At 58.1% G+C, this 24,038-nt stretch carries 22 protein-coding genes and 1 pseudogene; 9 read left to right on the forward strand and 14 right to left on the reverse strand.

Going from position 1 to position 24,038, the window contains the following annotated elements; all coding sequences use genetic code 11:
• Positions 1 to 14: 14 nt before the first annotated feature.
• From PS14A_RS10035 to PS14A_RS10075, 9 genes and pseudogenes are all read right to left on the reverse strand, one after another.
• Entirely contained in the window at positions 15 to 1,217 is a 1,203-nt protein-coding gene (locus PS14A_RS10035) for an NAD(P)/FAD-dependent oxidoreductase (RefSeq protein ID WP_136493634.1), read from the reverse strand.
• A gap of 304 nt (positions 1,218 to 1,521) precedes the next feature.
• A complete protein-coding gene (locus PS14A_RS10040) occupies positions 1,522 to 1,881 on the reverse strand; it encodes a DUF6124 family protein (RefSeq protein ID WP_125926071.1) in 360 nt (119 codons plus the stop codon).
• 115 nt (positions 1,882 to 1,996) lie between these two features.
• Positions 1,997 to 2,362, reverse strand: a complete 366-nt coding sequence (locus PS14A_RS10045) for a hypothetical protein (RefSeq protein ID WP_212616052.1) — start codon at positions 2,360 to 2,362, stop codon at positions 1,997 to 1,999.
• 420 nt (positions 2,363 to 2,782) lie between these two features.
• Positions 2,783 to 3,028: a DUF6572 domain-containing protein gene (locus PS14A_RS10050; protein ID WP_241669475.1), complete on the reverse strand. Its 246-nt coding sequence runs from the start codon at positions 3,026 to 3,028 to the stop codon at positions 2,783 to 2,785.
• Positions 3,029 to 3,137: 109 nt separating this feature from the next.
• Positions 3,138 to 3,491, reverse strand: a complete 354-nt coding sequence (locus tag PS14A_RS10055) for a DUF6572 domain-containing protein (RefSeq protein WP_016774273.1) — start codon at positions 3,489 to 3,491, stop codon at positions 3,138 to 3,140.
• A 10-nt stretch (positions 3,492 to 3,501) separates the two neighbouring features.
• Positions 3,502 to 3,729: pseudogene (locus PS14A_RS10060) on the reverse strand (pyocin); the annotation flags it as partial.
• A 191-nt stretch (positions 3,730 to 3,920) separates the two neighbouring features.
• Positions 3,921 to 4,130 (reverse strand): hypothetical protein, encoded by a 210-nt coding sequence (locus tag PS14A_RS10065; RefSeq protein ID WP_130910827.1) that lies wholly within the window; start codon positions 4,128 to 4,130, stop codon positions 3,921 to 3,923.
• A 346-nt stretch (positions 4,131 to 4,476) separates the two neighbouring features.
• Positions 4,477 to 4,857, reverse strand: a complete 381-nt coding sequence (locus tag PS14A_RS10070; RefSeq protein ID WP_137213276.1) for a response regulator — start codon at positions 4,855 to 4,857, stop codon at positions 4,477 to 4,479.
• A gap of 97 nt (positions 4,858 to 4,954) precedes the next feature.
• Complete coding sequence (locus tag PS14A_RS10075) at positions 4,955 to 5,959, reverse strand: GlxA family transcriptional regulator (protein WP_212616053.1); 1,005 nt, start codon at positions 5,957 to 5,959, stop codon at positions 4,955 to 4,957.
• A gap of 203 nt (positions 5,960 to 6,162) precedes the next feature.
• On the opposite strand from PS14A_RS10075, the gene PS14A_RS10080 reads away from it, so the two are divergent.
• Together PS14A_RS10080 and PS14A_RS10085 are read left to right on the forward strand one after the other, a co-directional pair.
• On the forward strand, positions 6,163 to 6,834 hold the full coding sequence (locus PS14A_RS10080; protein ID WP_212616054.1) for a response regulator transcription factor: 672 nt from the start codon (positions 6,163 to 6,165) through the stop codon (positions 6,832 to 6,834).
• A 55-nt stretch (positions 6,835 to 6,889) separates the two neighbouring features.
• Positions 6,890 to 12,352 (forward strand): ATP-binding sensor histidine kinase, encoded by a 5,463-nt coding sequence (locus PS14A_RS10085; protein WP_212616055.1) that lies wholly within the window; start codon positions 6,890 to 6,892, stop codon positions 12,350 to 12,352.
• Positions 12,353 to 12,409: 57 nt separating this feature from the next.
• Here the strand turns inward: PS14A_RS10085 and PS14A_RS10090 are convergent, their stop codons facing one another.
• Positions 12,410 to 13,174: an SDR family NAD(P)-dependent oxidoreductase gene (locus PS14A_RS10090; RefSeq protein WP_137213281.1), complete on the reverse strand. Its 765-nt coding sequence runs from the start codon at positions 13,172 to 13,174 to the stop codon at positions 12,410 to 12,412.
• 116 nt (positions 13,175 to 13,290) lie between these two features.
• Here PS14A_RS10090 and PS14A_RS10095 point away from each other — a divergent pair, with 116 nt between their 5' ends.
• Positions 13,291 to 14,235 carry a GlxA family transcriptional regulator gene (locus PS14A_RS10095; RefSeq protein ID WP_212616056.1) on the forward strand — a complete coding sequence of 315 codons (945 nt, stop codon included), beginning with the start codon at positions 13,291 to 13,293 and terminating at the stop codon, positions 14,233 to 14,235.
• 12 nt (positions 14,236 to 14,247) lie between these two features.
• Here the strand turns inward: PS14A_RS10095 and PS14A_RS10100 are convergent, their stop codons facing one another.
• Positions 14,248 to 15,015: a TSUP family transporter gene (locus PS14A_RS10100; protein WP_212616057.1), complete on the reverse strand. Its 768-nt coding sequence runs from the start codon at positions 15,013 to 15,015 to the stop codon at positions 14,248 to 14,250.
• A 143-nt stretch (positions 15,016 to 15,158) separates the two neighbouring features.
• Positions 15,159 to 16,133, reverse strand: coding sequence for a hypothetical protein (locus PS14A_RS10105; RefSeq protein WP_212616058.1), 975 nt, complete (start codon positions 16,131 to 16,133; stop codon positions 15,159 to 15,161).
• 143 nt (positions 16,134 to 16,276) lie between these two features.
• Between PS14A_RS10105 and PS14A_RS10110 the strand changes: the two genes are divergently transcribed.
• The 6 genes from PS14A_RS10110 to PS14A_RS10135 all read left to right on the forward strand — a co-directional run bounded on the left by PS14A_RS10110 (position 16,277) and on the right by PS14A_RS10135 (position 21,493).
• Positions 16,277 to 17,143, forward strand: coding sequence for a LysR family transcriptional regulator (locus PS14A_RS10110; protein WP_212616059.1), 867 nt, complete (start codon positions 16,277 to 16,279; stop codon positions 17,141 to 17,143).
• 124 nt (positions 17,144 to 17,267) lie between these two features.
• Complete coding sequence (locus PS14A_RS10115; RefSeq protein ID WP_212616060.1) at positions 17,268 to 17,828, forward strand: nucleotidyltransferase family protein; 561 nt, start codon at positions 17,268 to 17,270, stop codon at positions 17,826 to 17,828.
• A 41-nt stretch (positions 17,829 to 17,869) separates the two neighbouring features.
• Positions 17,870 to 18,349 carry an NUDIX domain-containing protein gene (locus tag PS14A_RS10120; protein WP_212616061.1) on the forward strand — a complete coding sequence of 160 codons (480 nt, stop codon included), beginning with the start codon at positions 17,870 to 17,872 and terminating at the stop codon, positions 18,347 to 18,349.
• A 448-nt stretch (positions 18,350 to 18,797) separates the two neighbouring features.
• Positions 18,798 to 19,157, forward strand: a complete 360-nt coding sequence (locus PS14A_RS10125; protein ID WP_130910838.1) for a hypothetical protein — start codon at positions 18,798 to 18,800, stop codon at positions 19,155 to 19,157.
• A gap of 138 nt (positions 19,158 to 19,295) precedes the next feature.
• On the forward strand, positions 19,296 to 20,837 hold the full coding sequence (locus PS14A_RS10130) for a DUF2235 domain-containing protein (RefSeq protein ID WP_212616062.1): 1,542 nt from the start codon (positions 19,296 to 19,298) through the stop codon (positions 20,835 to 20,837).
• Positions 20,837 to 21,493, forward strand: a complete 657-nt coding sequence (locus PS14A_RS10135; protein ID WP_212616063.1) for a DUF2931 family protein — start codon at positions 20,837 to 20,839, stop codon at positions 21,491 to 21,493. Before PS14A_RS10130 ends, PS14A_RS10135 begins: the two co-directional genes overlap by 1 nt.
• Positions 21,494 to 21,928: 435 nt before the next feature.
• On the opposite strand, the gene PS14A_RS10140 is transcribed toward PS14A_RS10135, so the two are convergent.
• Both PS14A_RS10140 and PS14A_RS10145 read right to left on the reverse strand, forming a co-directional pair.
• Positions 21,929 to 22,888 (reverse strand): DMT family transporter, encoded by a 960-nt coding sequence (locus PS14A_RS10140; RefSeq protein ID WP_016774285.1) that lies wholly within the window; start codon positions 22,886 to 22,888, stop codon positions 21,929 to 21,931.
• 167 nt (positions 22,889 to 23,055) lie between these two features.
• Positions 23,056 to 23,982: a LysR family transcriptional regulator gene (locus tag PS14A_RS10145; protein WP_130910842.1), complete on the reverse strand. Its 927-nt coding sequence runs from the start codon at positions 23,980 to 23,982 to the stop codon at positions 23,056 to 23,058.
• Positions 23,983 to 24,038 lie beyond the last annotated feature (56 nt).

Genomic DNA, 24,038 nt, shown 5'->3' on the forward strand with positions numbered 1-24,038 from the left:
AGCGGAGGGTGAAATCAGGCTACAGGGATCAGCGGATCGGCGGCCGCGAGGGCAGCGCGACGATCGGCGGCGGGCGGGTAGATCCACACCGTGTTGATCTGCGTCTTCAGCTCTTTGGCTTCGGCCTTCACCAGTTTCAGCTGACGATCCCAGCCTTCCGTGTACACCGCGCCCCAGGCGCCCAGATCCAGGCAAGTCACGTACTTGGGCTGGCGATACATTGTCGGAGCGACGCCGAGGAGATCGGCGGCGGCGTTGTTGCCGGCGTAGCGACCCAAGCTGATCGCGTGCTGGCAAGACATCGCGGCATAGTTGCCGAGGTCGTCTGTGGCGGCGCGAGCGACATCACCAGCGGCAAAGACGTGATCGATGCCTTGCACCTTGAGGTTGCCATCGACGTGCAGGCGGCCCTGGCCATCGCGTTCGGCGTCGAGTTGTTCGGTGAGCGGGCTGGCGCGGAAACCTACGGTCCAGATCACGGTGTGGCTTTCGATGTGGCGGCCATCGGCGAGGGTGACGCCATTGGCATCCACAGCGGCAACGCTGGCATCGACGATCCATTCGATACCCAGGTCATTGGACGCCTCGATGATCGACGGGCGAATGCCATCACCCATGGTCGCGGCGATGTCCTTGCTGCGATCGACAATGATCACGCGCAGGTCTTGATCCTCACCGATGATCGCACGCAGGCGCGCCGGCATTTCCGTCGCAGTTTCAATCCCGGTGAAACCGCCACCGGCGACCACCACGGTGTTGCGCGCAACACTGGGCGGTTGGTTGCCGAGGGCGATGAGATGGCGTTCCAGACGCGCCGAGGATTCGATCTGATCGACATCGAACGCATGCTCCTTGAGGCCAGGCACCGGAGGCCGAGCGAGCTGGCTGCCGCTGGCGAGAACCAGCCGATCGTAGGCCAGTTCACCCGGACGCCCGGCCTCGTCGCGGTAACCGACTCGGCGCGCCCGGGCGTCGATGCTTTCAGCGGTGCCTTTGACGAAGCGCACACCCACCGCATCGAACAGCGCGTCGAGCGGCGCGTACATGCTGTGCACGTCCGGCTCGTAGAAGCGCGGGCGAATACGCAATTCGGCTTGCGGGGCGAGCAGCGTGATCTCGACATCCTGACGGGCATGCATATCCAGCAAACGCGCAGCGCTCAGCGCGCTCCACAGCCCGCCGAACCCTGCACCGATCACCAATAATTGCTGTTTCATAATGTGCTCCCTGACGCTGATGGATGGATGACACCCGAGCCCGGCGCGGACTCTGGCGTGACGATCAGTGGCCGCCGCAACTGCTTGCCGTACTACCTGGCGCTCAATCGTTCGCCGTCGAGAGTCATGCTAGGGCGGGGAGGATGCGGGCGCAGTTGTCCATCGGTGTGCGTGGGGTACGCATGGGTGGAAGAGGGGTATACGAAGGTATGGGGGGGCGAGGTGGGAATACCGGGCGAGGTGTTGTTCGAAACGAACATCGCCGCGCAGGGCGCCAGCACGCCTGCACGGCCGATGCCGTTGTTCAGTCGGTGGGCACTACGTTATCCAACGCTTTGTTGACGGCCAATTCCCCCAGCATGACCACCTGTGCAATGCCTAACAGCGTATTGCGCCGTGAGCCTTCCAGCATCCCGGCGAAATCACCGAGCATCACCGTGGCGGACGCCAGGGATTCGCACGCATTGACCAGCAAGGATTCGGTGTCGGATTCCGGGTTGACCATAAACAGCGTGTTGGGACTGTAAGGCGTGGCGTTGACCTTGGCCGGCGCGAGGTAATGGTCGAGCGCGCGCTCGGCGGCGTCATGAAGTTTTTTTGAATGGAAGGATTCGTAAGGCGATACCGGGTCGGTGACCGGCGGATGGGGCGGTGTCTGTGACATCAGCTGAAACTCCGATGAGAGCGGCTTGAGCGTCTGGATAAGAGGATGCCGCGCCACAGCAGTGGCGCGTCCGCTGGCAGTGAGGGAGCATGCCCCCTCGTGCCTGGGTTGCCAGCTAGTTCGACACGCGTCGGCTGTCGAGCACGCGATTGACGATCAGCTCACTCAACATGATCACCTGTTGCAACATCAGCAGCGATCGACGCTGTGGGTGATCAATCACGCCGCCGATTTCGCGGGCCATGTCATTGGCGGCTGTCAGCGATTCAGAGGCTTCGACGAGCAGCGTTTCCTTATCCACCGTCGGGTCAATGAGAAAGATCCTGCCTGGCTGGCGCTTGGGAATGGTGGTTTTGAGCGTCTGAGGGTCGAGGTAAAAGTTGATGGCGCGAGCGGCCGCATCTTTTATCCGCTGAGGTTCCAGAGCAGGGTCGTACGGGATTGAATCGGCTTCCGGCGGGTTTGGGGTTACTTTGAACATTGATGAAGCTCCTAACACATTTAAGGGAGGCTTCACCCTTTCGCTACCAAACGAAGGGTGGCGGCCATGCACAGGTTGGTAGACCGGGTGTTAGGATCCGGCGCGCCCTAGGACGCCCTATACATGGCCACCGCAAATCCGAGACAGAAATCTCGACGGCAGATTTGTATATCTAACACTGCGGGCTACCAAACCCGATCACCTATTTCAGTGACCGACAAACGATAGGACCCGCAGCCTAGACGCACAAGCCGGCGGATTCTGAAGTACCCGTAGGCAGCGGCGCAAGGCGTTGTAGGCTTTTTGGAGGAGAAATCGGTGTAATTTAAACGTGCTTGCCAAGTCGTGTTTATGCGCTGTACGTGCCTGCTCATCTCACCTTTTCAAAATATCGGAGACCCGAATCTGTTTAGGCCGATCTCAAGGCCGTTGCGCCGTACGGATTACAAGTGACTTGCCGAGTGCAGCGGGAATCTTGTTATAGATCTCACCGCTTTCGATGAAAGCGATGTAGCCGTTTATCTTCCGTTGTAGCGCGAGCAGGTGCTCGGCTTGTAGGGTCTTATTGCCCCATTCTAGGTGGTCAGCGATGCCCAGGATGATGGCGCCACTGTCCGATTTGGGGATTCCCCACATATCGATAATGTTCGGGTCTGTTAAGGACACTGCGGATCCTTGGCCTCCAGCCGGTTTGTTCAATCCCTCTGAGGGAACCGAGCTACAGCTCTGTGGCTTGCCGCCCTTTGCTTTGCTTTAGCTCTACTAGCTCACACGCCTAGTGTCGAACAGCAAAGTCGTCCTTAAGCACAAATTCCATTCCGATGCCTACGCCTTTGAGTACCTCGGTCACGCGGTCGACAAAGGTTTCACCTTGCTCAGGTAGCTCATATAAACCATTGATGCGAATTTTCGGATTCTTGCCCTTGGCTGGCGGATAGCTTTCCAGCAGTTCGCCGCTCTCGATGAAGGCGATGTAGGTATTGATCTTCTCCTGTAGCAACAACAGGTGTTCACCCTGTTGGGCTTTGTCGCCCCATTCCAAGTGATCAGTGATGACGAGTACGACATTGTCGGGTTCCCACTCGGGCACTGCGATGATGTCGACGACTTTTGTTTCGGTGATGGACATGTCTGCTCCCTCAGAGGGTCGGGTCAGGTCGAATGATGTCGACTCTGGTAGGTGGGATTCGGGTGCCTCCGGTGAAGCCGGGTTTACCTTTGCCGACGACGGTTGCGCCGGTCTTTTCTATTTCTGGAAAGCCCAATTTCTGATTGCGCGTCAGTGGCGCTGTTTCCGAAGATTTGCATTCGACGCAGGAGATGTTGCCGTCCGCATCGCGGCCCATCATATCAATGCGCGTGCGGGTTAGATCCCCGATGGCGTCTTCGAATTGGTGGAGGGTTTGTTGCTTAATTTCGACCGTGAGGATGGAGGTCCTGAACTTGCATTTCGGATGCAGCCATGGGGAGCGTGCTTGGAAATTGGCAACTCGGTAAGGGCCTTGATGCTGAACGTCACCGAGCCTTACCGATGCCATTGATATTCGTATTGGAACCATCAATCGGGTGCCATCAGTAAGGCCAGAGTTATTTTGATAAACCCTTCATTCCTATCACACGTGTCCAATACATCCCTAACGTTATTAGCTACTTCTGCACTACCGCGTTGCTCTACCCATTTTGAAAGCTCCAGTATCGCCGCTTCTAGCGCTAACTGGTTTTCGTTGATTTTAAAAAGTAGGCTCGGCAAAAGATCTGGATTAGGCATGAGGTCGACTCCGTTCGAATTGCAGCGTGGCTGTTTTTGAGTATGGTGAAGAACCGGTAACTCTGGAACTGTAATAACTACTAGTTTTTAAGTCGTTTTCATTCGAAGCGTTATTCAAGAAAAGCATATCCAATTTGTCGATCATCCCGCACGTTCGCGCTAACAACTGATTCCTTTGCAATGTCATGTTTTTTGGGGTGAATCATTGAACACACCTTTGCGTTGGGCTTGATGAAAACGGTGCTGCGGCTTGGGCAATCGCGAGCAGGCTCACTCCTGCATAGGGTTGTGGTGGGTCAATGGGATAAATCCAGGCGACACGCAATTCAATCCGCTGACGGCCTCATCAAGTATTTCCGGATCTACGCAGTGCAACCTCAACCCAGGCAACTAACTCGTCCGCCGCAAAGGGTTTACGCAGGCAGGCAACGACATCAGTCGCTCGGGACTTGTCGCAAGGCAAATCTCCGTGATGCGCCGACACGAAAATCACCGGCATCCTCCAGCCTTGCGCCCGCAGTGCATCCAGCATCTGCAAACCACTCATGCCCGGCATCTGCATATCGGAAATCAGACAATCAGTCTGCGCCGGCCCGTCCGAGTCAAGGTAGTCCGCTGGCGCCGCATAGCAGAACACCTGATACCCCGACGCTCGCAGCAGGCTGCTCAGCGATGTGCGCATTGCCTCGTCGTCGTCCACTACCGCAATGACATGCGTCTTGTACATAACGCTCCCGGGCCGGGCGGCCGAGCTTGGTGACTCCTGTCGTTCTTGCACCATACGCTGATGGCCAGCGGGCAAAACTATACGTAGGTATAGCGGTTCAGCCATTGCGGCTGAAGCGACTGCGGTAGTCGCGCGGGGAGATCGACAGGTGGCGCTGGAAGCAGGCGCGCAGGCGTTCTTCATCGTTGAAGCCGCAGATGCGGGCGATTCGTTCGATTTTGTGCGGGGAGTTTTCCAGTAGGCGTTTGGCCGCTTCGAGTCGGAACAGCTCGAGCGCTTTCGACGGTGTGCGCCCGGTGCGCGCTTTATAGACCCGCGTGAAGTTGCGCAGGCTCATTGCGGCTTGCTCGGCGAGGCGCTCCACCGTCAGATTCGGATCGCCGAGGCGCTCCATGAGCCAAAGGTGCAGATCATCGAACATCGCAGCGTCCTGCGCCTGCGATTGCAGCAGCGTGCTGTATTGCGCCTGGCCGCCGGGGCGTTTGATGTACACCACCAATTCCCGCGCGACTTGCAACGTCACTTCACGGCCGTAATCGGCCTCGACGAGCGCCAGCGCCAGATCGATCCCGGCGGTGACTCCGGCCGAGGTCCAGACCTTGCCTTGCTGAATGAAGATCGCGTCGGCATCTACCTCGACCGCTGGAAAGCGATCGCGCAAAGCGTCGCACATCGCCCAGTGAGTGGCAGCGCGGCGGGCGTCGAGCAATCCGGCCTGAGCCAGCAGAAACGCACCACTGCACACCGAGACCACGCGGCGGGCGAGGTGAGCATGGTCCTGCAGCCAGTCGCTCAGTTCGCGGTGCTCCTCAAGGGTCTGGCAGATGTCAGGGGCGCCGGGCACGACCAGCGTGTCCAGCGCGGCGGTGTCGAGCGTGGTTAGCGCTTGGGTGTCGATGGCCAGCCCTTCGACGGTCTGGATCAAGCCGCCGCTGAGGCTGGCGGTGTGCAGTTGATAACCGGGCTGCCCGCGCTCGGCCATGGCTTTGCTCGCGGCCCAGAACACGGTCTGCGCACCGCTGAGATCGAGCAGGCTCAGGCGTGGGTAGGCGATAAACACCACGTCGCGCGGGGCCGATGGAAAAGAGGAATGGTTGGACATCGCGGGCCTGCCTGTTTGCATCGCTAAAGGCGGGACTGCCTCGGCCTGGCCGATTTTCAGGGGTTTCTGGCCGGCCGGCAATGGCGCTGACTGTTAGCCTGATCGCTGAACGTCCGGCCGGCCGGTTGCTGGATGCGGTGGCCATCCTGAACTAGATTTATTGACCAGCCCAATGCGTGCTGCGATCTCGCCGAGGAGACACAATGACCTTGTGGTCGCATTCCAGCCCTGCGCAAAGTCCCGGCGTGCTGGGCGAGCCAGTGGTGTACGTGGTCGATGACGATGCCTCGATGCGCCAGGCCCTCGACAGCTTGCTGCGCTCGATCGGCCTGCAGGTGCAAACCTTCGACAGCGCCGGAGATTTTCTCGCGCAAGCGCAACGTGACGTACCCGGTTGCCTGGTACTCGACGTGCGCCTGCGCGGCGAAAGTGGCCTGACGTTTCAGGAACAGATGGAAAAAAACGGCTTGCGCATCCCCGTGGTGTTCATGACCGGCCACGGCGACATCGCCATGAGCGTCAAGGCGATGAAGGCCGGCGCGGTGGATTTTCTGGCCAAGCCGTTCCGTGATCAGGACATGCTCGACGCCGTGGCCAATGCGTTGGCTCGCGACCGTACGCGGCTGGCAGCCGAACACTCCGGCGCCGTTTTGTGTCGGGCTTACCAAACCCTGACCGCACGTGAGCGCGAAGTGCTCGGCTTCGTCATTGCCGGGCTGATGAACAAGCAGATTGCCGGACAGCTCAACCTCAGCGAGGTCACGGTCAAGGTCCACCGTGGCCAGGTCATGCGCAAAATGGCCGCACGTTCAGTGGCCGATCTGGTGCGTATCGCAGAAGCGCTGGGCATCGAGCCTGTCCAGCGCAACCCCTGAGCGCTGGCGAAGTGCAACTCACCGTGCGGCAAAAACCTGAGCAGTGTCGACGCAGATGGCCAGCAGAAAACAGATTTTGTGGGACGACGGCGAGCGGGTGCTGTCCCGTGAGCGCGGTTCGAATGATGGCAGCTTACTGGCGGTGCGTCCGGCGCTGGGCCAGCCATTGCCGAGCACCCTGGAGCGTCTTGCGCATGAATACAGCCTCAGGGACGACCTCAATCCTGCCTGGGCGTTGCAGCCGACAGCTTTGGAGCGTACGGGCACCCGAGTTCGTCTGCTGTTCGACGATCCGGGCGGCGAGCCGTTGTCGCGGTTGCTGGTCGCCCCGCTGGATATCGAAACCTGCCTGGAATTGGCCACGAACATCGCCAAGGCACTGGGCCATATGCATCAGCGTGGCCTGGTGCACAAAGACCTGAGACCGCAGCATGTCTTTGTCCATTGCCATGATGGGCAGGCGCGGCTGACCGGCTTCGGCCTGGCCACGCGTTTGCCACGGGAGCGGCAAGCGCCCACGCCACCGGAATCTATCGCCGGGACGCTGGCTTACATGGCGCCGGAACAAACCGGGCGGATGAATCGTTCGATCGATTCGCGTAGTGATCTGTATGCCTTTGGCGTGACGCTTTACCAGATGCTCACCGGCTCGCTGCCGTTCAGTGCAAATGACCCGACGGAGTGGGTGCATTGCCATATCGCGCGGCTGCCAATGCCCGTGTGTGAACGGGTGGCGACGGTGCCGCCGATGTTCTCGCGACTGGTCATGAAACTGCTGGCGAAAACGGCCGAGGAACGCTATCAGAGCGCAGCCGGTGTCGAGCATGACTTGCGCCGTTGCCTCGATGACTGGCGCCGTATGCGGCAGATCGAGACGTTCACGTTGAACGAGCAGGGCGCCTGCGAGCGCTTGCTGATTCCGGAAAAACTCTACGGCCGCGAACACGAAGTGCAAACGTTGATCGATGCCTTCGCCAATGTGGTGCAGACAGGCGCGCCGACACTGGTGCTGGTATCCGGCTATTCCGGCATCGGCAAATCGTCGGTGGTCAGTGAACTGCACAAGGTGCTGGTGCCGTCGCGTGGCTTGTTCGCCGCCGGCAAGTTCGACCAGTACCAGCGCGACGTGCCTTATTCGACCCTGGTTCAAGCATTTCAGGGGCTGGTGCGGACGCTGTTGGGCAAGCGCACCGACGTACTGGCGGGCTGGCGCGAAGCACTGTTGCGGGCACTGGAAGCGAATGCGCGGTTGATCACCGATCTGATCCCCGAACTCAAGCTGATCATCGGCGAGCCGCCGCCCGTGCCTGAGTTGGAGCCGCAACAGGCGCAGCAGCGGTTCCTTCAGGTCTTGCAGCGTTTTATCGGCGTGTTCGCTCAGGCCGAGCATCCGTTGGCGCTGTTTCTTGACGACCTGCAATGGCTCGACGCGGCCACCCTTGATCTGCTCGAAGATTTGCTCAGTCGCGCAGAGACTCCTCATCTGCTGCTGGTCGGTGCTTATCGCGACAACGAGGTAGATGGCGATCACCCACTCAGCCGCACACTCAAGACCCTGCGTCACGCCGGCGTACACATTGACGAAATTCGTCTGGCTCCACTGGCTGGCGCGCACATCGAACAACTGATCAGCGAATCACTGCGCTGCCCGCCGGCGAGCATTGTCGGGCTGGCGCGGCTGGTACTGGACAAGACCGCTGGCAATCCGTTCTTCGTCATCCAGTTTCTGCACGCCCTGGCCGAGGAGAAGCTGCTGACATACGAGCCTGCGCGCCAGCGCTGGCGTTGGGATGTGCACCTGATCAACGGCAAGGACTACACCGACAATGTCGTCGATTTGATGGTCGGCAAACTGGCGCGGCTGCCCCAGGAAACCCGCCAGGCGCTGCAACAACTGGCCTGCCTGGGCAACGTCGCACGTCTCGACACGCTGGCCACAGTCCTTGATGTGCCGGTGCCTCACGCTCACTCCGCATTGTGGCCGGCGGTGCGGCTGGAGTTGGTCGAGCGTCAGGACGGTGCCTACAGGTTTGTGCATGATCGCATCCATGAGGCGGCGTATTCGCTGATCACTGAAACCGAACGGGCGCAAATGCACCTGCGCATCGGCCGGCTGCTGGCACTGCAAACCCAGGGGGAGCGGCGCGAGGAGGCGATCTTCGAGATTGTCGGCCAGCTCAATCGCGGTGCGCATCTGATCAGCCTGCGTGCCGAGCGCGAGCAGCTGGCCGAGTTCAACCTGCTCGCCGGCCAGCGAGCGAAGGCCTCGACCGCTTATACCTCAGCACTGACCTATCTGGGCGCCGGCGCAGAACTGTTGGGCGAGCAGGGTTATGACAGTCGGCATGAACTGGGTTTCGCTCTGGAGCTGAACCGTGCCGAGTGCGAATTTCTCACCGGCCAACTGCAGCTTGCCGACTCGCGCCTGGCGACATTGGCCGAGCGCGCCGTGACCACCGTCGAGCGCGCGGCGGTGGCGTGCCTGCAGATGGATGTCTACTTGCTGCTTGATCGCAGTGACCGGGCGGTGACGGTGTGTCTGGCCTTTCTGCGTCAGGTCGGCATCGATTGGCCAGCGCGTCCGGACGATAGCCAGGTGCGCGACGAATACCAGCAGGTCTGGACCAACCTGCGCGGGCGCAGTATCGAGCAGATGATCGACTTGCCGCTGATGGAGGATCCTGCCGCGCGGGCCACCCTCGATGCGCTGGGCAAACTCTTCGCGCCGGCGGTGCAGTCGGATCTGAACCTCGCCAGCCTGACCATTTGCAAAGCGATCAGCCTGAGCCTGCAATATGGCAACTGCGACGCCTCCTGCCTGCTCTATGCCAACTTCGGGCGCGTGTCGGGGCCGCGTTTTGGCGACTATGCCGCTGGTTATCGATTTGGCCGTCTGGGCTGCGATCTGGTTGATCGGCGCGGGCTCACGCGTTATGAGGCGAGCACCTGGCTGTGCTTCTCGATCTTCGTGGTGCGCTGGATGCGGCCAGTGCGCGAGTGCCGCGAACTGTTGCGCCGTGCGCTCAACGCGGCCCATCGCAGCGGCGATCTGCCGTATGCGGCGTTCGCTGGAAACAGCCTGATTTCCGATCTGTTATTCATCGGCGAGCCGCTGGCCGAGGTGCAGGCGCAAGCGGAATCAGGGCTGGTCTATGCACAAAAGGTCGGTTTCGGTCTGGTGGCGGATTTCATGCGCTGCCAGTTGACGCTGATCCGCATGCTGCGCGGGCAGACGCCGACGTTCGGCTGTTTCGACGATGAGGGGTTCGATGAAACAGCTGTCGAGGCACATCTGGCCGGTTCGGCGGATCTGGCGCTGGCGCGCGGCAAGTACTGGGTACGCAAGTTGCAGGCGCGCTATCTGGCCGGGGATTACGCGGCGGCCGCTGAGTGCGCGGCCAAGGCGCAGGGACTTTTGTGGGTGGTTTCGGCGTTTTTCGAGGAGGCCGAATACCATTTCTACGCGGCGTTGACCTTGGCGGCCCACGGCGAAACTGACGCCGGAGCTTTGCAGCGTCTGGGTCAACATCATGAACAGTTGCAGACGTGGGCGCGCTTGTGTGCAGAGACCTTCGCCAGTCAGGTGGCGCTGGTCGGCGCGGAAATGGCGCGCGTCACCGGGCAGTTGCTCGAAGCCGAATTGCAGTACGAGCAAGCCATTCAATTGGCTCAGGACAATGGTTTGCTCCATATCGAAGCGCTGGCCAACGAACTGGCCGCACGGTTCTACAGCGCTCGCGGTCTGGCCAGGATATCCCGCGTCTACCTGCGCGACGCACGTTATGCCTATCTGCGTTGGGGGGCTGCTGGCAAGGTGCGGGAGCTGGAGCGACGTCATCGTTTTCTGCGTGCCGAAGAGGCGCAACCGAATCCGGTCACCACGCTCATTACGCCAGTTGAACATCTCGACCTGGCAACGGTGCTCAAGGTCTCTCAAGCAGTCTCCGGCGAGATCGTCCTGGACCGTTTGATCGAAACGGTGATGCGCACCGCGATCGAACAGGCCGGGGCCGAGCATGGCCTGCTTATTTTGTTGAACGCCGACGTTCCCTATGTCGCTGCGCGAACCCGTATCGGCGACGGTGCCACGCAGTTGTGCAACGCGCCGCTGCACACGGTGGCGCTGGCAGAGTCGGTGCTCTACCAGACGCTGCGCACCGGCGAAAACCTGTGCCTGGACGACGCGGTTGCCGATCCGCTGTTCGCCGCTGATCCATACGTTCAGCAACGAGGCGCGCGCTCGATCCTTTGCCTGGCATTGATGAATCAAGCGCGGGTCGCCGGGGCGCTGTATCTGGAAAACAACCTGTCCGCCGGGGTGTTCAGCCCGACGCGTCTCGCCGTGTTGCGCCTGGTGGCGTCGCAGGCAGCGATCTCGCTGGACAACGCGCGCCTGTACCGCGACCTCGCCGAGCGAGAAGCGAAGATCCGTCGGCTGGTCGACGCCAACATCATCGGCATCATCGTCTGGGGCGTGGAAGGGGAAATCATCGAGGCCAACGACGCGTTCCTGCGCATGGTCGGTTACACCCGTGATGAGTTGCTTTCGGGCAATGTCCATTGGCGTGACATGACCCCGCCGGCGATGCGCGCTAACAGCGATATTGCACTGGCAACGGCGATCCACACCGGCCGGGCCCAGCCATCCGAAAAGGAGTACATCCGCAAGGACGGCAGTCGGCTGCCGGTGATTGTCGGTCTGGCCGCCTTCGAAGCGAGTCAGCAACAGGGCCTTGCCTTTGTGCTGGATATCAGCGAACGCAAGCTGGCTGAAGAGCAAGTGCGCGAAGGCGAGCGTCGTTATCGTCAGGTGCAAACGGAACTGGCCCACGCCAATCGTGTGGCAACCATGGGCCAGTTGGCCGCATCGATTGCCCACGAAGTCAATCAGCCGATCGCCGCCACGGTGACCCATGCCAATGCCGCGTTGCGCTGGCTCGGTGCAAAGCCACCAAATATCAACGAAGTCGAGCAGGGCCTGCGGCATATCATTCTCGACGGCAACCGCGCCGCCGACGTACTCGGGCGCATCCGCGCGCTGATTCACAAAACGCCACCGCAGCGTCAGCCTGTCAGCCTCAATCTGCTGATTGAAGAAATGGTCGGTTTCAGCCGTGGCGAAGCGCTCAAGCACGGCGCCGAAGTCAGCGTTGAGCTGGCGGCAGATTTGCCTTTCGTAGTGGCGGACCGGGTCGAACTGCAACAGGTGCTGCTTAACCTGATCATCAACAGCCTCGAAGCCATGACGATCATGGCAGAGGGGCAGCGACGTCTGCTGATTCGCAGTGAGGCGCTGGGTGATAACGTGCACATCAGTGTCAGCGATTCAGGGCCGGGCTTTGCCTGCGAGCGGGCGGAGCAAGTGTTCACGGCGTTCTACACGACCAAATCCACCGGGCTGGGCATGGGCCTGTCGATTTGCCGCACGATCATTGAAGGACACGGCGGCAAATTGTGGGCCGAGCGCAATGAGCCGAGCGGGGCGCGGGTGGTGTTTGGCTTGCCGCGTTGTGAATGAACATGATCAACAGCCAGGCTGCCCGGGCATTGAGCCCGGGTGTTTCTGTCGGTGAGTTCAGGCCACCGGAATTGGATTTTCCAGCAGCGACAGGTTGAACTGCTCGATCAACCCGTGCTCGTTCGCGCCCTGGTTGGCTCGCAGCGGCAAGACTCGGTCAACCAGCACTTCGGTAGTGGCGGTTTCCAGCTTGATCAGGGTTTCCTCGATAAACTCGCCCAGCGGCATGGCGCGCTCGTCGCCGCTCTTGTGAATCAGATCGGTATCGACCCAAGGTGGCGCGATTTCCAGGACCTTGACGCTGGTGTCGCGCAGCATGAAACGTTGCGACAGCGAGTAGGAATGGATCGCCGCTTTGGTCGCCGAATACAGCGCCGTGGTCGCCAGCGGCAGGTAGGCCAGCACCGAGCTGTTGTTGATGATGTAGGCCTCGGACTGGCGCTTGAGGTGTTCGACGAACGCCGCGCTGACGCGCACCGGGCCGAGCAGGTTGGTCTGCAACAGACCTACTGCCTGCTCATCGTCGTAGTCGCCGGAACCCGCGTTGTCGAAGGGCATGATTCCGGCGTTGTTGATGATTACGTTCAACGACGGATGGCGGCGGATAACTTCGGCGGCGACGTCCTTGATCTGCTGCGCATCGTTGATGTCCAGCTGCACGGTGTCGATGCCCGGATTCGCTTGGGCAATCTCTGCCAGCAGGGTCTGGCGACGACCAGCGATGATGACCTTGTTGCCGCGCTGATGCAGGGCCTCGGCCAGTGCGCGGCCGATGCCGGAAGTGCCGCCGGTGATGAAGATCGTGTTGGCTTCAAGTTTCATGAGCTGCGTCCCGCAAGTGGATTGATTGGTATGTGGGCCATGATGGAGAAAACCTGCTCCGACCTGAATGACGTATGTGGTAGTGTTTCAGGACATTCAACAACCGGAGCGCGACCATGCATCGAGTCGGCTATCTGCTCACGGAAGGTTTTCAGGTCATGGCGCTGGCGACCCAGTCGGTGTTCGAGTTCGCCAACATCGTTACCGGCAAAGCCGTGTACAAGGTGCAGAACTTTTCCCAGGCCGGCGGCATCGTCAGCTCCTCGCTGGGCTTGCACGTCGATACGTTGCCACTGACGCAGGCGGGGCTGGCCGACAGTTGGCTGGTGGCTGGCACGCTGACTCCGCTGACGTCGCCCGATGCTGACGTGCTGCAAAGCGTGCGCGGGCTCGCCGACGGCGCACGCCGCGTGGCCGGCATCTGCACCGGCTCGTTCTTACTGGCGCAGGCCGGTGTGCTGGATAACCGCCGCGTGACCACGCACTGGGCGTTCGCCCCGGCGCTGCGCAGGATGCATCCGTCGGTGAATGTCGAGGACGACCGAATCTTCATCATCGACGGCCCGGTGTGGACATCGGCGGGCATGACCGCTGGTGTCGACATGGCGCTGGGTATGGTCGAGAAGGACCTGGGCAGCGAAATCGCCCGCTCGGTCGCCCATCGACTGGTGATGCATCAGCGTAGGTCCGGAGGCCAGTCGCAGCATTCGGAATTGCTGTCGCTGTCGCCCAAATCCGACCGCATTCAGAGTGCGCTGGATTACGCGCGCAAGCACCTCAATCGCCCGCTGAGCGTCGAAGAACTGGCCGAAGTGGTGCACCTGAGTCCGCGGCAATTCACCCGCGTGTTCACCGCCGAAACCGGCCAGTCTCCAGCCAAGGCGATAGAGAGCCTGCGCCTGGAAGCGGCGCGTTTGCTGATCGAGCAGAGCAGTCACAGTCTGGATGTAGTCGCCAGGGAAACCGGGTTTCGTGACCGCCGGCACATGCGCGAGGTGTTCATGCGCGGCTTTGGCGTGCCGCCGCAGGCGGTACGGCGGGATTCGCGGCGGATGGTATGACGTGACCAGGGTCTACAAAAAAATGTTGATCCCCATTCTGCCGATCAGGAATACGAGCAGAATCAGGAAGAAAACTCTGATGAAACTGCTTCCATACCGTAATGCCAAGAAGACACCGGTCAGTGCACCGGCCATATTGCATAAAGCAACTATGCCGCCAATCGCCCACAAGACATTACCGGAGGGGATAAAAAATATGAGCGCAGCGCTGAACGTCCCCAGATTGACCAGTTTTGCAGAGGCTGATGCATTGAGGAAATCAAAGCCAAAGACCTTGACGAAGATAAACAGCAGCAGGCTGCCACTGCCCGGTCCGAAGACACCATCGTAGAAACCGATCAGGCTGCCGAAGAAAACTCCAAGGCAAATGTCTTTCGTTCCGAAGTGGCGGTCTTTGCCTGCCAAACCAAGTTTTTTTTCCATAAACGTGTAGATAGCCATGACTATCAATATGAAAAAGACAACGATCTCCATCAGTCTTTTAGGGACAAGGGATACTGAGAGAGCTCCGAGAAAAGAAAATAAAAAAGCGGCGAGCATGGTCGGAAGCATTAAATTCCAGCGGATTTTTATGCGCTTCAGGTAACCCGATATTGATGAAATATTGCCTGCCAGAACGGCCAGTTTGTTGGTGCCGAAAATGGTGGCAAGGCTGTACTGGGGTAGAGCATGTAGAAGTGCCGGCACCTGTACCAGGCCTCCGCCACCGACCGCAGCGTCTATCAGGCCACCACAAAACGCGAAGAAACCCAATGCAAGAACAGCGTGTTCAACATCCATGCGATAGATCCCTGCGGAACGTCATTTAGCCGGAAGGTTCATGAGTCGCTCGTGGTTTGGTTTAAATATCGTCAAAACATGCCGATCATTCTCCAAGCTCACATTATGAGAGTTCATTGGCATGCTTCGTTAATCCATAGAGATCAACAGGTCATAATCCGATGCATGGCGGAGAATGCATTGCCGACTCTTTCATTGTAATTGAGCATGATGCCCTTCAGGCGCGCAGGCTTGAACTCCAGACCTACCGTGCGACCGTAAGCTTGCGCGGCCGCCAAGGCATGCAATCCGTGTTTGTTCTCAACTTCTCCTGAGTGGCCCATTACGTAGCCTTTGGCGTTACGCAGGTTTTGCGTGTTTGTCCTCAAGAACGGATTGGCCGCGAGGAGCTTTGCTTCAATATATTGAGCGATGAAATTGTATTCACGACCGTTCCAGAGTTCAGATGAGATTGAAACCATCATCGCATCCATAATTGAAGATTTGTGTTCCTGCGAGTTTAGTGCCGTTTTATGCTTGGCGACCCCGGTGTTGTATAGGAAGTCCGCGAAGTCATTGCATTCAGCAATTTTGAATTGTTCTTCAACCCAGGCTGACGCACCAAAAGCTGCAGTCATGTAGTTGTACATTCCGTCATGGCCCTGATGTCCAAGACCGAAATCATCTTTCGCCACTTCATGCATATGCGCCATGACATTGTGGTAACCCTCACGTCTGTCGGCAGATACCGATATCGCATCCGCCGATAGGCGCATGATGATTTTTGCCGAGACAAGGCTGGTGGTTTTATGGGTTTCATTCCACCCATTGAAAAAGCTCAATACCGACGAGTCTATTACTGGCTTTTCGAGGAACGCCCTGAATGCGCTTTCAGCCGCCAGTTGCGCGTCTTGCGTGATGGAATGATTGAGTACCTCAAGCATGGCGTCCTGTATCTCAGCAACGTTGCCGACGCAGGCCAGCAACGGTTGACGCCGTTGGTTTTCTTCTAAGGTATGTCCGGGAATTTTCAAGTTGCGTATGTGCTTGGGCAGGGCCTGGATAAATGTCTCGCCAAATTCTTGCATGGATTTATGTTCAAGCGGTTCCAAACGACTCTGTGGCGATGCTGAGCTCATGATGTGTCCTTCTCCCTAAAGACCTATGAAATGTTTGGTTTTAACGCACTTTCTTGCCTTGCAGCGGCGAAATTAGCCCGATTTGTTGGCCTGCGACAAGTGACTTATACTGACTCAATCATTCATTTTTAATGAGCGCTTACATGGAGTTTTCGCAACTGGTCATGTTCAAGGCAGTAGCCGATCTGGGCAGTATCGTCCGTGCCTCGGAGCGATTGCACTGCGTGCCGTCCAACATCACCAACCGCATCAAGCTTCTGGAACGTGAGCTTGGAGTTGACCTGTTTATAAGGAAAGGCAGAGGATTGATCATCAGCCCTTCAGGTCGGCTTTTTCTCGGCTATACCAACAAAATCCTGTCTTTGTGCGAAGAATCGCAACGAGCGCTTGATCCGTCGTCAGCTCCTTCGGGAGAACTCAGGATTGGTGCCATAGAATCATCCGCTACCGGCCGGTTACCCAAAGTGCTATCCAGGTTTCATCAACTTTATCCGGCTGTACAAATGCAATTCAGCACTGGCGATTGGTCACAATTATCCGCAGAAGTGGTCAACTACACGTTGGACGGGGCAATAATTGCCGTCAGGCCAGAACATCCGGACATCGAGAGTCTGGAGATATATGAAGAGGATCTAGTAGTGATTGCCTCGCCGTCCGCGGGGGTGATAAACCAGCCAGAGGACCTGCGCGGTGTGGATTTATTCATGTGGCCTGAAGGATGTCCCTACAGAAAGGCTTTGTTAACCTGGCTGGAGCGGTACAAAGTTTTCAACCCGATAACAAGCATAGCCAGTTATGGCACCATCCTTGGCTGCGTAAGTTCAGGCGCCGGGATATCGTTGGTGCCGAGAGGCATGTTTGAACAGTTCCGCCAGCTCGGCGGTATTCAAGGATTCTTCTTCAATGACTTAAAGCCTGTGCGGAATTATTTTATCTGGAACAGGCACGTTGAATCTCATCGCGCAAAAGACAAGTTTGCCGATTTGCTCAAGGAAGAGTTCAAGGTTTGAGAAGTGGGCGGCAGTTGGCCCTATCCTGAAAAGTTCGCCTGCACTCGTCATTCAGCACAAGGGACCGAGCGCTTACAGAGACCACTGATAGGCTCTCGCAACCATGGTCATTGGATTGAAATAAATGAATGAGGAAGCGCAACTGCGGGATCTGATTGCTGAAGATCCCGTCCGCATGCACATCTTGCGAATAGTCAGGCATCTCAACTTGCCGGACTGCTGGGTTGCCGCAGGTTTTGTGCGCAGCCTGGTTTGGGATCATCTGCATCAGCGCCAACCTTCGCCGTTGCCCGAGGACATTGATGTCGTATGGTTTGACACAGCATGTGCCAGTGCGCAAACAGACCTGGCCGTGGAGGTCGAGCTTGCAGCACTGTGCAGTGACTTGAAGTGGTCGGTGAAAAACCAGGCACGCATGCACCAGCGGAACGCCGATGCGCCTTATGGGGCGGCTGCGGATTCAATGACGTTCTGGCCGGAAACTGCTACGGCAGTAGGTGTCAGGCTTGATCGGCACGGTGCGATAGAGGTTTCGGCGCCGTTGGGGCTGGAGGATTTGTTTGCGCTGAAAGTGCGGCCAACCGCCCGATTTGAAAGTGATAAATACGTGGTGTTTCTGGAGCGCCTGCAGTCGAAGAGATGGCTCGAGATCTGGCCGAAGTTGACGCTCGTAACGCAGGGTTGATGCCGCCCCGATTGATCGTTTAAACCGATAAGGAAATCTTTATGCATCCTGACAAGGCCTGTCCTGTTGTGCTTTGTTTCGCACAGCGCCCGCGAATCCTGTTGTTTCGACATCCACAGGCTGGCGTGCAGTTAGTAAAAGGAACCATTGAGCGCGGAGAAACACCCGCCGAGGCCGCTTTGCGAGAACTGGCGGAAGAGTCCGGTATCCACAATGCGACAATCTGTGAAGATTTAGGCAGCTGGGAGTCTGGCCACCACGGGCAAGTCTGGTCGTTCCAACGTTGCGAGGTGCGTGAGCCACTGTCAGAGCGATGGTCTCACCAGACACTGGATGATCATGGCCATGTTTTCGAGTTTTTCTGGGCTTCGCTCGATCACCTGCCGTATGACGATTGCGATCCTGTGTTTCGTCGAGCGCTGGGGTTTTTGATTGAGGCTTTGAAGTATCAGGGACAACTAGCGGCACACGACCGAGGAGCAAAAGGGAGATTGACCGGCTGCTTAAGAAGCGACAGTTGAATGTGCAGGAGCAGAATGCTGTGACTGCCCATCGCCTGATCCCCTTGTAGGAGTGAGCCTGCTCGCGATGACGCCAGCCCATTCACCGCCACATAAACAGAAAACCCTTAGCCCGTTTAAACAGTAACTCAAGCATTAAGCAAACGGCTACAACGCCTTGCGCCATTCCCTACGACTACGCCAGAATCCGCCGGCTTGTGCGTCTAGGTCGCGGGTTCTATCGTCTGTCGGTCGCTGAAAAACAGTGATCGGGTTTGGTAGCCCGCCATAACTAGTCGCATTGCGCACCGTTCGCAGGCCTGCTTCAGGTCTCTGCTCAATGGTGGCCATGCGCAGGACACCTTCGGGTGTGCCGGTTCCTAGTTACCGGTCTACCAACCCGCGTATGGCCGCCACCTTCGTTTGGTAGCGAATGTGAAGGCTCCTTTTCCTAACTAGGAGTTTCACCATGTTCAAAGTCACACCCAATCCCCCAACCAGCGACCCCGCATCACCCTACGAATCCGGTGCATCGAAAAAACTACACGAAGCCGCCGAACGCGCCCTCGATCACTACCTCGGCCCGGCAGACATCCTGGCCAGCACCAACACGCCGGAACAGATGTTCCTCGCCAACCCGAAATACGACACCGAATCCCTGCTGGCCAACGCCAGCGAATCCCTCGGCTCGGCCACCACCATGCTCTACGACTTCGCCGCGCTGCTCGACAACCCGCGCCGCAGAACCCTTCTAGGCATCGCCCAGGTCGTCATGCTCGGCGAAATCGCGGTCAATCAGGCTTTGGACAAAGTCGAAATAGCCAAATAACCCGCAATGCGACGAGCGCAAGACCTCGTCGCAACACCCGGGCGCACCACGGCTGGCACACGGCCACGGCTTGCACCACCCGGCCTCGACTGTCACCCTTCGGGCCGTTCTTCAAGGATCAGAACAAGGAATCAAGGATTGAGTGGTTACGTTCCAAACCCGCCGAAAAACTACCGCTACGAACAAGCCAAACCCGTCGACCTGCACGCCCAACACTGGGCCGAATATGAGAAGCACGGGAAAGAGCCCGCGCGCGAGCCTGAGAAGATAGGCATTGCGTTGAGGATCGGGGTTTTCTTTGATGGCACTGGCAACAATGCGAACAACTCTGCTGCGGGGTTGTTGTGCGGTGCTCAGCATCCGATTGCGCCTGAGGATATACCAGCTAGCTGCATGCCTTATATGAGTGACCCGGATAGTAGTTATGGCGCCGGGCCTACGAATATCAAGAAATTGTTTTCTCTGTATAAAAAGACCCAGAAAGCCGAAGGCGATGGCTTGCTCAAGTACGTCTCAAGCCCAATATATGTCGAAGGTATAGGCACTGAAAGCAATCAGATGGATAGCGCTGTGGGTGCTGGAACGGGGCGAGGTGAGACCGGTGTCACGAGTCGCGTACAAGCGTCCTTTACGCAGATAAAACAAGCTATCGAAGAGGCACTGCAAGAGAACCCCGACAGTGAACTTGCGTCCCTGACGTTCGATACATTTGGCTTCAGTCGTGGGGCTGCTGCTGCACGGCACTTCGCAAATGAAGTGGTGCGGGGTAACCAAGGAGCTTTAGGAGATCTCCTAAACCGGAACGCCGCAGATTTCAGTCGCACCTTCGATAATAAATACGGAAACGGCATCAAAATGGGTTTCATCGGGCTCTTTGACACGGTGCCCTCAATTGCTGGCTTCACCAATCTTGGCCGGGTGAAAAGTCCTATAGCTCCCGGTGTGAGGCTTTACCTGGACCGTCAATACTTCACGGATGTCGTACATCTCGTAGCGCGTGATGAGTGTCGCGCTAATTTTGCGCTCAGCCGAGTGAAGCCCGCGCACCCTGAGTACACTCTTCCCGGGGTTCATTCGGATATTGGCGGCAGCTATCTTGATGAAGTAGAGGAACGCGTGCTTGTCAGTCCGATGCAAACTCTCGATGTACCTCGGTACGTAGACGTTTCAACGACGTCGATTTATCACGACGCCGCGCGCGTAAAAAGCGAGTGGCTTGCTAATGGATGGCCTGCGCATCTGCTGGATATTGTCACCCCGGCTTCCTTCGAAATTCCGCAGGAGCATCAAGACAGGCTTTCACCGGGGCAGAAGCGCGTATATGCCGCTCTACAATTGAAACGTCCAGTGAGTGGTAAACTTTCGAGAGTTTATTTAAGAATCATGTATCAGCTGGCGAAAGAAAAGGGTGTTCAATTCATTGATATACCGGAAGATGACGAATACTCCGTGCCGGCAGAGCTGCAACCTCTTTGTGACCGATTTCTCACCGGAAACTACAGAACAACTGCTGAAGAAGAGGCTTTGCTCAAGCTGAAGTACATTCATACCTCTGCAAACTGGAATCATCCCCTTGGAAGAAGAGACGGGAGCGGTATTGATGCTGTTTACATCAACGCCCCGACGGAAGACGCGATCCGTGTACAACATCCTCACGTAGCTGATTGGAAGCTCTGGTAATGAGGTCTGTAATCGCTCTGCTTGCCGCCTTATTGTTAATGGGCTGCCAGAAAGGAGGTTTCGAAAGTGGAGAAAATGACCCCAAGTCTCCTTGGTGGCAAATAGGATTCGTTGAGCCGAATTACATGAAGATCTGGGTTGAGGACAGCTCGGTGCTGGATATCAATAACAGAATGTTTTTCAGAGTCGGTGGAAAATCCGCTCCCGGAGGCGAACCAGAAGATGGGACTGAGTCTGCCCGCGGTTGGGGAACAGTCGGTGGTTCTGGAGTTTTGGTAACCGGTGCTGACCTTCCTAGAATGATTTTTGTCCGTTGGCAGTCGATATCGGAGCAGAAAACCTATAAAGGCTTCATAGAGATTCCAGAAGAAGCGAGGCAACTGATGGTGCAGTCCACACATCAGCGGTGCCCGAAGACTCCCGAAAGAACCGCACGTTTCTCCGCAACGCTGCTTGTGGGGCTCGCCCCGGGGGGAGTGCTTCAAGCGTGGGTCAGGGACTCCTGCCACCGCCCGATAAAAGTCTCCCATGCTCAAGGCGAACTCGAACCTCTCGGCCCGGAGCAGGGCAAGCATGGCGGGCGCTATGCCTATCCCGTGAGTGAGAAGGCCAAGCGTTACATTGATAAGTTCGGCATCCCGTACGGTAGTTGGTAAATGACGTTGATGAAGCGCCATCTACTTTTCAGGCGCCAGACCGTTTCAATTTCGCTGAGTCGAATTAGCGGGGCGGCGTCTTGAGAATAGAAAAGGCCGACCGTTTCGATGATGTCGACTACGAAGCAGGCTATGAATATCGAGGTTTCAATTATCTGATTCTGGATGGTGTCGATCAGTTTCTCGTCAGAACTTACGATGACCACCCCGGTAGCGTGAGGGTTGTACGCCCTGCCATGACCACACGCACCAGACTCAGAACGCTGGCGGAATTCTTACGAACGGAGCTGGAGGTAACTGCGATTTATCTCTACAAGAGTGAAATAGGAAGCTATGCCCAGGTAGACCTAGAGAGCCTGCAATTCTGCTGATCCGGTATCGAGCCGGGGGCGATAAGCAGGACTCGCCAACCAAGAGTCCCGCCACCACACCCCCTCAAACCTCAGCCTTCACCCCAACCTTCACCGGCGCTTTGCGATACGTCAGCAAAACAATCCCGCTCACCACAATCACTCCACCCACGATCTGCCCTCTGCTGAGCATTTGATCTAGCACAATCCAGCCCATCAACAACGTCGCCAGTGGTTCGATATTCATTACCGGGGCGTTGCGTGGCATGTCCAGTCGGGGCACGGAGATGAACAACACAATGAAGCCGGTCCCATAGAGCACGACAAGCGTGGCAAGGGCCAGCCAGCCGGTTGAGGTGGCGGGGAGGTTGAGTCCGCCGGGGAGGGCGCCGGTCAGGCCGGCCAGGTTGACGCTGCTGAACACGATGAAGATGGTCAGCAGGCTGCGCACCGAGCCGCGCACTTGCGACAGTTTGTGGTCGGTGATCCACAGCGCGCAGGCGAAGACGCTGGCGGCGCAGAAGGCGAGTGCGACGCCCAGTAGCCATTCCGGGCCGACGCTGGCGCTGTCTGACAGACGTCCGGGGACGTCCAGCACGAACACCAGCCCGACGAGAATCAAGCCCATCAACATCGCGGTGCGCGCGCTTGGGCGTGGGCCGCCCAGCGCCCAGGTCAGCAAGGCGAGCAGGATCGGAAACACGTTGGCCACCAGCAGCGCCAAAGCGACCGGGACCCGCGCGACAGCGGAGTACAGACACAGGCTCTGCGCAGTAATCAGCAGGCCCAACAACAGTTGCCAACGCCACGCTCCCGTCGGCAGGCGCAGGCTTTGCCGCTGCCACAGGACGAGAATGGCCAGCACCAGCAAGGTCCCTCCCGAGCGCATCAGAATCGCCAGCAACACGCCCGCGCCATCATCAAAAGCGACCCGTGCCGCGACGTGGTTGCCGGCGAACGCACAGCCCATGCACAACAGAATGATCACGGCGAGATAACGAGGGAAGGGCGGGGGGACGGTTGGCGCAAACTCAGGACGGGACATGGCAGATCTCAAAAATGATAGCCACTCGGGGTGGCTCAGGTTTTATTATGTTGTCGTACAACTGCCCGATTTGTACCTTAATCGAGCAGGCGCGGCAAGCTCGAAAGGCTTGAAAAACCGCTTAGGCGTGATGCTGGTTGAGTTTCAGAGGTCGTATGACTTGCTTTTTAAGTCCGAGCATCGAGAAGAGCGGCCCACCCATCCGCTCGAGCCTGACCGACCAGAAAATCCACAAACGCCCGGGTTTTTGCCGGCAGCAGTTTCTGGCTGGAAAAGTACAAATAGATCTGTCCCGCATCGACATGCCAACCCGGCAAAACCCTTTCCAGCGTGCCGTCCCGCAGATACGGCAGCACGTCGGGAACCGCCAACAGCGCAACCCCCAATCCCAAGCGCGCGCACTGACACAGCGCTTGCGGATCGTTGACCAACAGGCGCGGCGCCAACTCCAGCGGTGCCCGTTGCCCGTCGGGGCCTTGCAGCATCCAGCTGCGCACCTTGCCGGTCTGCACCGAGCGCATGGCCAGATGATCCAGCGTCGCCAGCTCTTCGATGTGCCGGATGCGCTTGTGTGCCGAGAGATATTCCTTCGATGCCACCAGAATCAGATGCGCCGGGGCGATGGCTCTGGCGACCACACCTTGCGCGAGTTCGATGCCGCCGCCGATAGCCGCATCAAATCCATCCGCGATGAGATCGACCTGGCGATTGTCGACGTGCCATTCAGGGGTCACGGCGGGGTATTGCTTGAGAAACTCGGGCATTAGCGGCAGCAGAAAATCCCTGGCGAAACCGGGTGCTGCGCTCAGACGCAAAAGCCCTGAAGGCTCTCCGGCATTGCCGGCCACATCGGCAATCGCCGCTTGAACACTTTCCAGTCCCGAACCGACGTTGGCCAGAAAGCGTTCTCCCGCTTCGGTCAGCGTGAGTTTGCGCGTGCTGCGCTGAAACAAGCGTACGCCGAGGTTGGCCTCCAGTTGCGCGACATTGCGACTGACCGCCGCGGGAGTCAGGCCCAGGCGCCGCGCGGCGGCAGAGAAGCTTCCCGCCTCGGCGCTGCGCACGAATGAGAGCAAATTGCCTAAGGTTTCCATCTGCGCACCTTCAACGAATGATTGAAAGTGATTCTAGTGGGCTTCCACTACTGGTG

The sequence above is a fragment of the Pseudomonas sp. 14A genome (genome assembly GCF_018132745.1).
Taxonomy (GTDB): Bacteria; Pseudomonadota; Gammaproteobacteria; order Pseudomonadales; family Pseudomonadaceae; genus Aquipseudomonas; species Aquipseudomonas mercuritolerans.